12 protein-coding genes are annotated in these 14,121 nt (G+C 33.9%); 2 read left to right on the top strand and 10 right to left on the bottom strand.

Annotated features, from left to right (window positions below):
- Positions 1–80: 80 nt before the first annotated feature.
- The gene (locus tag B5X62_RS08720) at positions 81–2,228 is read left to right on the top strand and encodes an endonuclease MutS2 (RefSeq protein WP_079667048.1); all 2,148 of its coding nucleotides are present in this window, start codon (positions 81–83) and stop codon (positions 2,226–2,228) included.
- Between the two features lie 75 nt (positions 2,229–2,303).
- On the opposite strand, the gene B5X62_RS08715 is transcribed toward B5X62_RS08720, so the two are convergent.
- Positions 2,304–3,443 carry a hypothetical protein gene (locus B5X62_RS08715; RefSeq protein WP_079667047.1) on the bottom strand — a complete coding sequence of 380 codons (1,140 nt, stop codon included), beginning with the start codon at positions 3,441–3,443 and terminating at the stop codon, positions 2,304–2,306.
- A gap of 218 nt (positions 3,444–3,661) precedes the next feature.
- Here B5X62_RS08715 and B5X62_RS08710 point away from each other — a divergent pair, with 218 nt between their 5' ends.
- Positions 3,662–4,660, top strand: coding sequence for a hypothetical protein (locus B5X62_RS08710; protein ID WP_144038342.1), 999 nt, complete (start codon positions 3,662–3,664; stop codon positions 4,658–4,660).
- Between the two features lie 23 nt (positions 4,661–4,683).
- Here B5X62_RS08710 and B5X62_RS08705 read toward each other — a convergent pair whose 3' ends face one another.
- The 9 genes from B5X62_RS08705 to B5X62_RS08665 all read right to left on the bottom strand — a co-directional run bounded on the left by B5X62_RS08705 (position 4,684) and on the right by B5X62_RS08665 (position 14,085).
- A complete protein-coding gene (locus B5X62_RS08705) occupies positions 4,684–5,208 on the bottom strand; it encodes a VOC family protein (RefSeq protein WP_317041900.1) in 525 nt (174 codons plus the stop codon).
- Between the two features lie 2 nt (positions 5,209–5,210).
- Positions 5,211–5,858, bottom strand: coding sequence for a hypothetical protein (locus tag B5X62_RS08700; protein ID WP_079667045.1), 648 nt, complete (start codon positions 5,856–5,858; stop codon positions 5,211–5,213).
- 17 nt (positions 5,859–5,875) lie between these two features.
- Positions 5,876–6,463 (bottom strand): HD domain-containing protein, encoded by a 588-nt coding sequence (locus B5X62_RS08695; protein ID WP_079667044.1) that lies wholly within the window; start codon positions 6,461–6,463, stop codon positions 5,876–5,878.
- Positions 6,464–6,468: 5 nt separating this feature from the next.
- Positions 6,469–7,149 carry an XAC2610-related protein gene (locus tag B5X62_RS08690; RefSeq protein WP_079667043.1) on the bottom strand — a complete coding sequence of 227 codons (681 nt, stop codon included), beginning with the start codon at positions 7,147–7,149 and terminating at the stop codon, positions 6,469–6,471.
- A 12-nt stretch (positions 7,150–7,161) separates the two neighbouring features.
- Positions 7,162–7,854, bottom strand: a complete 693-nt coding sequence (gene pepE, locus B5X62_RS08685) for a dipeptidase PepE (protein ID WP_079667042.1) — start codon at positions 7,852–7,854, stop codon at positions 7,162–7,164.
- Positions 7,855–8,379: 525 nt separating this feature from the next.
- Complete coding sequence (locus tag B5X62_RS08680; protein WP_079667041.1) at positions 8,380–10,794, bottom strand: TonB-dependent receptor plug domain-containing protein; 2,415 nt, start codon at positions 10,792–10,794, stop codon at positions 8,380–8,382.
- Positions 10,795–11,075: 281 nt separating this feature from the next.
- On the bottom strand, positions 11,076–11,885 hold the full coding sequence (gene kdsA / locus B5X62_RS08675; protein ID WP_079667040.1) for a 3-deoxy-8-phosphooctulonate synthase: 810 nt from the start codon (positions 11,883–11,885) through the stop codon (positions 11,076–11,078).
- Positions 11,886–11,889: 4 nt separating this feature from the next.
- A complete protein-coding gene (locus tag B5X62_RS08670) occupies positions 11,890–12,417 on the bottom strand; it encodes a DUF1697 domain-containing protein (RefSeq protein WP_079667039.1) in 528 nt (175 codons plus the stop codon).
- Positions 12,418–12,609: 192 nt separating this feature from the next.
- Complete coding sequence (locus B5X62_RS08665) at positions 12,610–14,085, bottom strand: hypothetical protein (RefSeq protein WP_079667038.1); 1,476 nt, start codon at positions 14,083–14,085, stop codon at positions 12,610–12,612.
- Positions 14,086–14,121 lie beyond the last annotated feature (36 nt).

Raw genomic sequence — 14,121 nt, 5'->3', positions numbered from 1 at the left:
ATTGTCTAATATTATAAATTTCCAAATTCCATCGGTCTCTTAAACAGCAAACTAAAACTTCAATTTCTTATCTTTGTCGTGTGCAAGTCAGTCAAGAAAATTTACAAGAATTAGAGTTTCCGCGCTTGTTGGCCGAAATCGCGCCACTCGCCTACTCTCCCAAAATATCCGAAAAAATCCTCGAGCTTCAACCAATGTCTATTGATGAAGCCGAATTATCATTAAAAAAAACATCCGAATTCTTAAGTTCTTACGAAAGCGAAAATGCTATTCCTTTTGATGAGTATGAAGATATCGAAGATGCGTTAAAAGTGATGCACATCGAGAATTATCGATTAGAAAATCATGCTTTTATCAAAATCAAAAACTTAACAGAGCAAGTTGGCAAGCTTCAAAGTTACTTTCCAAAGTTGATCGACGTTTTTCCAAATCTTAATAATGATGTTAAAGATTTAGATTTTAGAAAAGAAATCATTGATAAAATCGCAAAGGTTTTTAATCGTTTTGGAGAAGTTAAAAGTGATGCATCATCGGATTTAAAAACAATTCGAGGCGAAATTCAACATGCTAGAAAAGCCATTCAGGAGAATTTTAATCGTGCATTATCTTCGCTTGCGCAAGGTGATTTTTTAGATGACATTCGTGAAAGTATTATCGATGACCAACGCGTTTTGGCAGTTAAATCTGGTTACAAAAAAAGAGTTGCAGGACGTACATTAGGTGTTTCCAAAACGGGATCCATCACTTACATCCAGCCAGAAAGTGTTGTTAAACATCAGTTCCGTCTTCGAGAAAATGAAGAAGAAGAAAAAAAAGAAATTGACAGAATTCTTCGAAAACTAACTGCCGAACTTGCAGAATTTCAGCCACAATTAGAGGATTATCAAACTTATATTTTTGACCTCGACATCATCCGTGCAAAAGCTAGATTTGCAAAAATGATAAATGGTGTTTTACCAAAAATCAATCGTCACAAAAGCTTAAAACTGATTAATGCTTTCCATCCTTTACTTTGGTTAAGAAACAAAGCCGAAAACAAAGAGATTTTTTCGCAGACTTTAGAACTTTCAGAAAAAAATAGAATTATCTGTATTTCTGGTCCAAATGCTGGCGGAAAATCGATTACGTTAAAAACTTTAGGTTTGCTTCAATTGATGATTCAGACGGGGATTTTGGTTCCTGTCCATCCAAAGTCGGAGATGTTTTTCTTTGATAAATTAATGACGGACATCGGCGACAACCAATCAATTGAAAATCATCTTTCGACTTACTCTTCTCGACTCAAAAAAATGGCGAGTATCATTCGCGAAGCCAACGACAATACTTTATTGTTAATCGACGAATTCGGGACAGGATCCGATCCAGAATTGGGAGGCGCTTTGGCGGAAGCTTTTCTAGAGTTTTTCTACGAAAAAGGAAGTTACGCGATTATCACAACGCACTACACCAACATCAAATTGGTTGTAGAACAACTTCCACACGCGATGAATGCAGCAATGCTTTTCGATGAAGAAACTTTGGAGCCGATGTACAAATTAGAAATCGGACAAGCAGGAAGTTCGTTTACTTTTGAAGTTGCGGAGAAAAATAGAATTCCGAGATTCATAATTCATAATGCAAAAAAGAAAGTTGAGCACGACATCGTTAATCTTGACAAAACAATTGTAAAACTTCAGCAAGAAAAATATGAAGTCGAAAAACTAAAATCTGATCTTACAACTCGAAAAGAATCTGTTGAAGACAAACGTGATAATCTTCACAAACTGAATGAACAATTGCAACAAAAGCTTTTCAATTTTCAAAAATTGTATGAAGACGAGCATCGCAAATTGCAATTCGGAAACAAAGTTGAAGCCTTTATAGACAGCTATACCAAAGGAAAATCGCGTAAAGATGTGGTTAAAGATTTTGTTAAACTTTTGGAACAAGAAAAATTCCGAAAAGTTGGTGCCGACAAAGATGAATCCAAACGTCTGCAAGTTGTAAAACGTAAAATTACACAACAACTGAAAAAAGAAGAAGTCATTGAAAAAATTGCTGAAACCAACGAGAAAATTGAAGAAAAGCGTCAAAAAGAACGTGCGCTTTGGTTGAAAATTGGTCAACGTGTTCGCATCTCGGGAAGCACCAGCGTCGGAACCATCGAAATGATTAATAAGAATAAAATCACCGTTAATTACGGAACTTTCAAAACAGTGATTAGCGCTGATGAGTTGGAGAGAATTTAATTTTTCGTTTTAAATAAATAAAAAAATGCAAGATTGAAATATTCAGTCTTGCATTTTTTAAACTCAATAATAACTCTATTTCGAAAAATGTCGAAACATCGCTAAATAAAAATAAGCCATTTCTTTAGAATGTCGATCGTTAACCCAATTGGAGATATTTTGTGTGGCTAGAAGCACTTCTTTATTTTGGATTTTAGTTTTCAAAATGGCAGCATAAGCGACATGATCAAAAGCGTCTGTCAATTCCAAAATCATCGCATCCGCATCCGAATATTCTACTCTAAAACTTTTATATTTTGCAAACGAATAGTATTCAGCATTTGGAAAAATGTTTTCGTCGACATCTTTTATCTTTTTAGAATAATAATTTTGAAGTGTAGCCCAAGCTTTTGTAGCATCTGTAACAATTGGCATCACTTCCATGGACATTAATTTTAATTTAGAAAACTGCTTTTCTTTAGCAGACTCTAAGTTTTTTGCGAGTTCTGATTTTGTTTCTTTAATCGTTTCTAAATCTAGACTATTCAAGCTTTTTTCATAAGCTTCCCAATCTTTCGGCAAAATTGTAGCTTCTGACTTAAAAAAGTTTTTAGCCAAAGATAATTGACTTATTGCAAGCTCTAATTTTTGAGGAATTTCCAGCTCAAACGAAAAATGATCATTCGACGAAAAGAATAAAGCAAAGGCTTTTTTATCTTTTAAATATTTGAAATAAACACTGTTAACCGAACCTCTTTCGCGATAGATAATACTTTCGTTATCAGAATAATAAATAGCATCAACATCTTTTAACTGCTCTTTAACCTTTGCAATCGTCACCGCATCTTGCTTGTCTGTCCACACAAGATTCATCGCACCTTGATCGAGATTATTAAATTTATACTCTAGCTCATCTTCAAAACCAAAACTGAAAAAATTATCACTTTCGCTATTTAATTCCAAATCGCCAAGTTGCCACAAAAACAGAGATTCTGCACGGTTCTTGGCTTTCATTTTAATATTAAAAGGCAAGGTAAATTTATCTTTATCAAACGTCACATTTTTCTCAACTTTCTTTAATTGAAGCATTTTCGCGATCTCTTCTTGCGACGGAATTTTCTCTAAAGTTGTCGTAGGTTTTACAATTTTTTCAGTTGAGACTGCTGGCTTTTGCGCTTTATCAGAGCAAGAACTTAGGAGACAAATTGTTAGAAAACTAACTCGGAATAATTTCATTTTTAGTGTTTTTATTTTTTCCTTTTTTAAATATAAAAAAATCAACCGTTTTAACTTAAAAATTTCACCATAAAAATGAAAAGATTTAAAAAAATTTGATCTGAAATTTTAAAAACTAGAAATATATTTTTATTTTTAAAACAGATACAAAATCGATGACACAATCCAAGTTTTACTTTTTAATATTCTTCATTTCTCACATTTTTTTGTCTGCAAATATGGCGAAACCTACTGTTGATGGCACGACGACCTCGACTTTATTTGGAAGTAAGGATTGTACTGTTATTAAGGAAAAAATTGACTTAAAACTTACGAAGGACCACTCAGATTACATCAAATCTTATTTAATAAACTACAAAATAACTTACAAGATTTCATCTCCAAAAAAAGAAAAATTAGATTTGGTTTTTGTTGGTATTAATATGATGAATTCAGAAAATATCAGCGTTAATGGAACGACAATTACAGCTTCTAAAATCAAGAAATTTCCAGAAAATTTTAAAGACAAAGACGGTGATGGATTGTACGAATTGAAATTCGATCAGGCAAACACCTATTATATTCCGCCAGATGACGCTATTAGTTTTGTTGCAAATCTTGAAGCTGGCGAAAACGAAATAATTATAGAATATAATGGATATCCGGAGTACAACGTTTTTGGAATTTTGCGAGAATTTAAAATTGAATACGCACTATATCCGTCAAAATTTTGGAAAAGCTTTGGTCCAATTGAAGTCAACATCAATATGCCCAACGACACGGAAATCCGAAGTGTTAACCAAGGCGCTCTCCAAGATTTGAAAAACGGCAACTATCAGCTCAAGATTGATAAGATTGTGCTTGACGATTTGGAAATAAATTTCTCAACGAAACTTTCTATATTGGGGAAAATTCTACTTTTTATCCAACCAATTGGTTTGACATGTATTTCGTTTTTAATCTTAGCTTTTCTTCATTTTAAATGGATAAAAAATACTAGAAAACGTAGACCAAAAAAGTTTAATTATAGCGTAATTTTAGGTTCTTTACTTGTTATAACACTTTGTTTCTTCGTTTTTATATTCGGACACGATCTAATACTTTGGGTTATTAACGAGGAACATATGAAGCAAGGTTACATACTTTTAGCAGTTTTTACTTATCCTATTTTTTTAATAATTTATCTCATGATTGCGTGGTATTTTGATGCGACTTGCAAAATGAAGTTAAATGAATAAAGCCAAGAATAAAAACCACAACTTTACTTTGTGGTTTTATAATTCATGCTGTTTCCCATTTTTTCATATTCGATGTCGTTGGGTTCCCAAAGCTCAATTTTGTTACCTTCGATATCCATAATATGTACGAATTTTCCGTAATCGTAGATTTCAATTTTATCAAGAATAGTAACATTTTCTTGTTTAAGAACGTCGACTAATTTTTCTAGATTTTGCACGCGATAATTAATCATAAATTCTTTTTCTGATGGTTGAAAATACTTAGTTTTTTCATTAAAAGGACTCCATTGCGTAAAGCCTTTTTTAGAATTGTCCGCGCCTTGATACCACTCGAAGACCGAGCCATAATCGTTGACACTAAGTCCGAGATGATCGCTGTACCATTGTCGAAGCGCTTTCGGGTCTTTAGCTTTAAAGAAAATCCCACCAATGCCTGTTACACGTTTCAAATCTTTATCTGACTTCCAGCTTGTATCGGTTAAAGTTTTAAAACCAAAACCCAAGAAAAATGCTGCCAAAATAGAAAATGCAAATAGTATTTTTTTCATGCTTAAATTTTAAAAACTATGTTATGAAATTTTGTCAAAATATCTTGAGAAGCTAAATTTCTTTTATAAGATCGATTAATATAACTCGGATGATAGAAGCAATTATCGTCAAAATTATCATTATAAATCGGCGTTAGTGATTTATCATAATTTGCAAAAATTCTTTCTGCAACACATTTAAAAGCTCCATTTTTTCCTTCATTTCCCCAGCCAAAATAGACTGGTTTTTCAGAAAAAAAATTAATTTCATTAAATACAAATTGAGAACAATTATCGGAATTTCTAAAATTCTTAATTGCATTTTCAAGATTTGGATCTCGAAAATAATAACAATTAAACAACTGAATTACTCCATCTAATTGTTTTTCTAATCCCAAATACCAACCATTAAAAATTCTTTCAATACGTAACATTGTTTGATCAACTGAAAAACGATGCCATTCCGAAGGATTTTCTAATTTGTATTGATGTGTAGACTCATAAAAATCAGCTACAAAATCATTATTTATTAGTTTATTTGTTGGTTTTGCACTACCTGGGTTCATTAAAACAATACTTCCAATTAATTGGCTAGATTCTCCAAATTTTAAAAGAGTTTTCTGACGATACTCAACGCCATCTTTTTTGACAAATTCTGCAAAAACATCCATACTAGTTATTCTAAATTTTATTTCAATCGTCCTTCGGCAATGTTTTTTTCAATAAGAATATCGAAAACTTCGCCCATTTCGTCCGATGAACGCTTCACAGCATTTTCGATAATTTTGCGCGCTTGCTCCGACGTAACACCAGCTTCTGTCCAGCTTTTCCCTTCTGTATAAGAGTTTAGGATAAATGGCATTATGCGATCGATAGAACAAGCAAAAATAGCATCAGGCGTTTTCTCTTCTTCAAACTCTATCCAGAGATTATAAAATTCTTCAGCTAAATCTTCATTAAGAATCCCGAATATCTTGCGTGCTGCAATTTTTTCGCGCTCGAATTTCCCTTCCATTAAAGCTTCATCAAAAATAAACGTATCTCCCGCATGAATCTCCACCAAATCATGGATCGACAACATCCTGATCACGCGTAATAAATCAATTTTTTCTTTTTGCTTGGCGTAAGGATAAAGAATCTGTGCCAAAATGATAATCTGCCAGCTATGTTCAGCGGTGTTTTCGCGACGACTGTCGTCAGCATTATAATTTCTTCGGTTAACATTTTTTAGCGCATCAACAGCTAGTATAAAGTCTATTTCTTTCTGTAATTTCATTTTTATTATTTGTAATAATCATTGATTTTGTAGGTCTTAGTTTTAGTTTGCCATTTACCTTTAACGAGGTTTCGGGTCGTAACTTTTACAATTTCCCCACCCATTGCATCTTCTTCAAACTCATATACTTTTAAAAGTCCTTTTTTTGGAACAACCTCATATTCGGTTTTAATATGATAACAACAGCCCGATTTTGCATAAGTTATAATACGCTTACGGTCATTATCAGTCTCAAACATACCAAGATTTTCAAAAGTTAAATCGGTTAATTCTTGACTAAGGACAAACTGCTTTTTGGTCAAATTATAAACATAAACATTATAAGATGGTCCACCATAACTTCCTTCATTTCCGTTCCTAATTGCAACATCTTCGGAACCATCAAAATTAAAATCTCCAAAAATAAGTGGACTTTGTTCGCCATACATTTCGATGACATTGACGCTTGGTTTTTGATTCTTGTTGAGATAAAAATATAAATTATCCGATGTCAAAGTCTGGAAATGTTTTTTTGTCTTTTTATCAATTAAGTTTACGGTACCTTCACCACTGCATGTATCGCCTTCACAGTTCTGAACCGAAATTTCAGCATCAAAACGACTGCTCGCATTTTTGAGGTTAAAATTGTATTGTCCAAAATAAAATTGTCCCAAAACTACGACTGGTAAAAAGACTATTTTTTTCATCGTTTTATGTGTTTACAATTCGCTTCCCGACTCGATTTCGTAAGGTTCTTTGCCTTGCTCGAATATTCGGGTTAGTTGTGAGCCTTCAACTGTTATTCTGTTGTCGATTCTTCTAATCCAGTTTCCTTCTCGTAAGCCAACAACTTTAAGATCGTTCTGCGTTAGAAATTCCAAAATTCTTGTTTCACGGGTTTCGCCATTATGGTGCAAATCTGGATTTGGATCTAAATAATGTGGATTGATATTAAATGGAACCAATCCCATACAATCGAAACTTGGCGGATACACAATCGGCATATCGTTGGTGGTTTTCATATTAACACCACCAATATTGCTTCCTGCGCTGCATCCTAAGTAAGCTTTTCCTGATTCTACATTTTGTTTTAAAACTGACATCAAATGTTCTTCGTGTAATGTCTTTACCAATAGAAAAGTATTTCCTCCGCCTGTGAAGTAAGCTTTTGCTTGGTTAATGGTTTCGGCTTTGTCCTCGAACTCATGAAGTCCTCTGACTTTTTTACCAATTGTCGAAAAAAAACTTGCAGCTTTTGCCGTGTATTCTTCATGCGAAATGCCTCCTGGACGCGCAAATGGGATAAATAAAATCTCGTCAACGTCGGCGAAAAGTTTTTCTAATTCTGGTTTTAAGTATTCTAAATATTGTCCTCCAAATAATGTGGAAGTCGATGCTAATATTATATTCATTTTTTTTGGTTTACGGTTTATGGTTTATGGTTTATGGTTTATGGCAAAATTAATTCGTAAATCTTAATTCGTAAATCTTAATTCGTAAATCTTAATTCGTAAATCTTAATTCGTAAATCTTAATTCGTAAATCTTAATTCGTAAATCTAAAAACTTCTCGATACGCTGCGCTACTCGAAGCGACGAACTCCTAATTCCTAATTCCTAACTCCTAACTCCTAACTCCTAATTCCTAATTCCTAATTCCTAATTCCTAATTCCTAATTTATACACAAATTTCGGGATTCTGATTTGGATGAGGAAATTTTCTTATTATCACTTTCTGTGAGGGATGGCAGCGGCATCCTTGCGGGTGAGTGAGGCGGCGGAGCGCAGCGGAGCCGTCCGAGCGAGCTCGTCAAGATATAGCGAACAGCCCGACCCAAGTGAGGAACTGGAGGCGCGGCGTAGCAAGCGCCGGAAGTTACCGAGCGAAGGGACACAGCCTAAAACAAAAATGCTTCGCAAAATCGCGAAGCATTTTTTTTATAGTTTAAACTCTAATTTTACATTAAAGAATCGTCCTGTCAATCGAACCGGAACCGGATAATAAGCGGTGCTGTTAACATCATTAACCCATTGATTGGCAACTGTATTATTGATATTAAACGCATTGAAAATCTGTACACCCAACGTCAATTCTCGGAAATTACCCCAGAATCCGCCAGTCACTTTGTTGTCTTTTTGGTCGATAAAAACTTTAGAAAGTCCAATATCTACACGCTTGTAAGCTGGCAAAGTTTTTTGGAAAGTATAAGCCGCAGTATAATCTGGTTGTCCATTGCTATCGAACGTAACTGGAGTACCAGACGGCAATCCACTTGCGTAAGTCAAGGTCAAGTTAACACGCATACTCGGGAACTTCGGCATATAATCTTGATAGAACAACGAAAATCTAAATCTTTGATCCGTTGGTCTTGGGATATAACCTTTGTTTTCAATATTTTCATAAACACGAGCATAACTTGCAGAAATCCAAGAATCTACACCCGGAACAAACTCCCCAAACAATCTTGTATCCAACCCATAAGCATAACCTTCCGCATTATTTTTACCAGAATAACGTATTCTCACATTATCCAAATAATAAGGAATTAAGTTATCAAATTTCTTATAGTAAGCTTCAGTCGTTAACTTAAACGGTTTTGAATCTTTAGCTGTTCCGATACGGAATTCGTAGTCGTTGCTCAAGATAATTTGATAAGAGCGTTGCGCTTTGATATTCGGGTTAAAATCACCATTAAGGTCTTTAATTTCCTTATAGAAAGGCGCTTGGTAATATACACCACCCGTCAACTTGAACAACATATCCATATCCCAATTTGGTTTGATCGCAAACTGAGCTCTTGGACTTACCAAAGTTTCTTTATTAAAACTCCAATTTTGTACTCTCACACCTGCATTAACAAAGACTTTGTTATCTCCCCAATTGAATTTTTGAGAATATTGGGCGTAAGCTGATAATCTCGTCGCATCGATATCGTTAACACCAGCCATGTGGTATTTTAACTTTAAAGCAGAAGCGTCAAGATTTCCTGGAAGGACAAAATCTCTCGGCGTACTGTAACCTAAAGAATCGACCAATTGCCATTCGTTAGTGTTGTCTTGTAGTTTTTCTTTTTCGACTTTAACACCAACTTCAAAATCAGTATTTACATTTGGTGAAAAACGAGCTCTCGCCTGCGCCCCCATCGTACGAACTTTAAGATCATTACGAGCGTGATCGATTTGTCCGCCCGCATCGTAAGTCGCTTCTGGATCGCCAGTTTCTGGGTTGAATGCTTGTAACATATACCCCGAAGCAATGCTGTAATATTCGCGCTCACGGTTTTGATAAGCAAAAGCATCAACACCAAGATTCCATTGTTTGGTTGGCTTGTAGTTAAGGCTTAAAGTTCCCATCATGTTTTTGTACTGATCGTCTTCTTTACCATTGTAACCAACAGTCAAACGAATTGGCTGAAACAATGATCCAAACTCAACTTCTTTTTGTTTTGGAATCATCTCGTAATCGTTTTTCGAAAAATATCCTAAAAACGATAATTTTAGTTTATCATTAAAATCGTAGTTGATATACGACTGAAAATCCATGTACTGCGGATTAAAATCCGTGTCTTCATTAAGTGTATTTAAAACCAAATTCGTATTTCGATATCTTCCACTTATCAAAGCTGACAATTTTTTATCCTTTGTTGTTCCGCCTAAAGTTAATCGACCACCGATAAGAGAAGCCTCACCAGAAAGTTCCAATTCTCGTGGTTGTCTATAATAGATGTTAAGCACCGATGACATCTTGTCGCCATAACGTGCTTCGAAACCTCCCGCAGATACGTTAAGCGAACCAACCATATCTGGGTTAATGATACTCATCCCTTCTTGTAAAGAGTTTCTAATTAAGAATGGACGATAGATTTCTATATCATTAATATAAATCAAGTTTTCGTCATAATTACCACCACGCACCATATATTGCGAACTAAGTTCGGTATTGGAGTTAAATTGTGGAAGCGTTTTGATCAAACCTTCTACACCACCAGAGAGTGAAGCGACAATTTGCGCTTCTCTTGGCGAAATTTCAACAGAACTAAGGTCATTAGATTTTGGTTTTATTTTCTTTTGGAAAACAACTTCTTTAATCTCATTAACCTTTGTAACTGGTATAAACAAGACGTTAAGGTTCTGCGTTTTTGGCGTTAGAGGAATTTGTTTGGTAAAAGATTTGAAATCTTCTTTCTCCACCGATAAGCTTGTAACTTCGGTTCCTAAAGGGATTTTAATAAAACCTTTGTTGTCGGTTTGGTATTCTTGATTGTTATAAGTCACTTTTGCTTGGCCAACTGCGTTGCCGTCTTCATCCAAAACTTTAAGGTTAATTTGCGAGAAAACAGCCAAAGGCGTCATCAAAAGAAATAAGGAAATATAATTTTTCAATGCTTCGTTTTTTTGGTCGTTAAATATACGATTAATGTTGATTATTTAAAATCTAAAAACGTGTAAAGCCTTAAAAAGATTGTTTAGATGTCATTAAAATTTTTAATTATTTTTTAATCACAAAAAACTATGTACAAAATACAAATAGCCTAGCTTTGTTATATTAAAAAATCATTCAGATTTTTAATTGTTGTAAAATTTTTTCCACTAAAACAAAAGGAGTTTGATACTTTCAAACTCCTTTTTTATTTTTAAATAATCGCTTCTCGTACGCGTGTCAATTTTTGCATAAGATCTTCTAATCTGTCTAACCTTAGCATATTTGCGCCGTCGGACAACGCCGTTTCTGGTGTTGGATGCGTCTCAATAAACAATCCATCTGCACCCACAGCAATACCAGCTTTCGCGATCGTCTCAATGAGTTCTGGTCGTCCACCTGTAACACCCGAGTTTTGGTTAGGTTGCTGCAAAGAATGTGTCACATCCAAAATAACTGGCGCATATTGTTGCATGGTCGGGATTCCGCGGTAATCAACAATTAAATCGGTGTATCCAAAAGAATTTCCTCTTTCGATAATGGCAACTTTTGGGTTGTTAGAATCTGTGATTTTCTGAACTGCAAATTGCATCGCTTCTGGTGACAAAAATTGACCTTTCTTAAGTGTTACACATTTTCCAGTTTTAGCAGCTGCAACCAAAAGATCGGTCTGACGCACCAAAAATGCTGGAATCTGCAACACGTCAACATATTGCGCTGCCAAAGCGGCATGTTCGTTTTCGTGGATGTCTGTTGTTGTTGGAATGTTAAAAGTTTCGCCAACCTTTTTAAGAATTTCTAGAGATTTTTCTTCACCAATTGTTGTGAAAGAGTCTACTCTACTACGATTCGCTTTTTTAAAACTTCCTTTAAAAATGTAAGGAATATTGTATTTATCAGTGATTTCAATCACTTTTTCTGCAATACGCAGCGCCATATCTTCACCTTCGATAATACAAGGTCCAGCAATTAAAAAGAAGTTTTTGGAATCTTTGTGCTTTATGTTTTCTAAATATTGTATCATAAGATTATTTCAGTTTTGTTATAATTTTTTCAATGGTGTTAAAATTACGACTTGTAAGTTTATCCTTTAGACTTTTCTTTCCCAAAATTTTGCCAAAGTCGGATTGCAAAGTATTTCCTTTCGGAGTCTGCCAATAGAACACATCCTTGACAATTTTGGCAGATTCTTGATCTTTATTATTAGCGTTTTCGAAAAAAATTAGCAAGTCTTTCGTTGTATTTTTATCCGAAATAAAAACATAATTATGAAAATCTTCTTTAGTTTCAAAAGGTATATTTTCTGCAATAGATTTAATTTCCTCCAAACTTCTGACAAACAAAAAAGCCTCGTAACTAAAAGCCTCAGACATCGCTTTCTCTAAAATTGGTTTTAAAGTTTCAGCATCATTTTCAGGTTCAAAAAGGATATTACCACTTGCTAAAAGGCTTTGTACATTCTGCATTCCCGAATTTGAAAAAACGTTGCAAACGTCTTTCATCTTCATGGAAGTACCGTTGACATTGACGCCACGAAGAAATGCACAAAATTTCATCTTTAGGTTTTAGGTTTTAGGTTTTAGGTTTTAGGTTTTAGGTTTTACAAAATTAATTCATAATTCATAATTCATAATTCATAATTCATAATTCATAATTCATAATTCATAATTCATAATTCATAATTCATAATTCATAATTCATAATTCATAATTCATAATTCATAATTCATAATTCATAAATCGCAATTACTATTTAATTCTTTCGTACAAATTATAATCTCTACCAGAAGGTTTTAGTTTATAAATTTTTTCCAAAATTGGATTATCACTTTTAAGATGATCTTTAATTCTAAACTCTTTTAAAAGTTTATAATGCTGTCTATAATACTCAGATTCAGGATCTTGATAAATATCTTTGTAAGCCAAAATATATTTTGGTTGTCTATTTTTAATGGTATTAAACCAAAAATTCTTTTTATCTTTTATCATTTCGGTTTGTACGCCACGATCAACCAAACCAACTTCGTCAATGGTTTTAAGATGCGAATAATAAGGAACAAAACCAGCTGGCTCTAGGAAAATCCATTGGTTTTTATCTTTTTCATACTTGTCCAAAAATAATCCAATGCTTCGTCTGTAATTCCATTCGCCATTTCCTGTTGCGATAGAATGTATGGTTTGATAAGCAAGCATCGGAACAATGTAAAATAAAAGCAACAAAGCCATCCAAAGATTTCGTTTTGTTTTTTGTTCTAAAATAAATACAATAATCACCGCAAATAACAAAATCTGTGGCACCCAATAATACCAATCGAAATAAGATTTTTGAGAGATAAAAATAATTTGTTTAGCCCAAGCAAAAAGAAAAATAATCCACAAAAAAATGTTACGAGAATTCTTTTTTGTCACTAAATAAATGAAAGCGCACAACTCAAATAACAACACCAAAATCGTGTAAGGATTAAAGTTAGCCGTCATCTTTAACATTCCCCAATAGTTGCCGTAATTAATCAAGAAATACTTCCAACTAAGACTCGTTGAAAATTCTTTATCGTAAGCCAATTTTTTCGCAGTAATCGTATTGTTGACAACTTCTCCAAAGTAAAACCAGTTAAAGGCTAACACAACGCCAACACCGATTATTCCGCCTAAAATGTAACGCCAATTTATTTTTTTGTTCCAAATTAAATCAACTATAAAAACGATTCCTAAAAAGATAACCGTATCAATCCTTGTAAACAAAATCAGCGGCGAAAAAAGCAATAACGCCCAGTTCTTTTTTTGATAAAATCCATAATACAGCAAAGACATTTCTAAAAAGAAAAGAATACCATATTCCATCCCAAGAATTGAAATCTTAATCGACGGTGGCAAAATCCCAAACAGTACAATAAAAACCGCTTGTTGCCAATATTCTTTTAACAACATTTTCGATAGAAAATAACTTCCTATTGTAAACAAAACTGAATTAAAAATGAGAAGCGGATACATAAAATACGCCTTCCCAAAAATCAAATTGAAAAAATAAGAGACGAAAACATAAGTATGCGTCGTAGAAGATGAGATTTTTTCGTCGCCATTAAAACCTATAACGCCGTAGTCCAAAAGATTCTGAGCGACACGCCAAGTGATCAACGCGTCCTCCTGAATATGATGCGTCAAAAGAAACAAAAACTTGATCAACACGATGGCGATACAAGCATAAATGGGTAATTTTTTATTCATTGTTTGTGTTTTATAATAACAGGCCTCAAGAAAACT

The sequence above is a fragment of the Soonwooa buanensis genome, assembly GCF_900167905.1.
GTDB classification, from domain to species: domain Bacteria; phylum Bacteroidota; class Bacteroidia; order Flavobacteriales; family Weeksellaceae; genus Soonwooa; species Soonwooa buanensis.
This window is presented reverse-complemented; position numbering and strand designations above follow the sequence as displayed.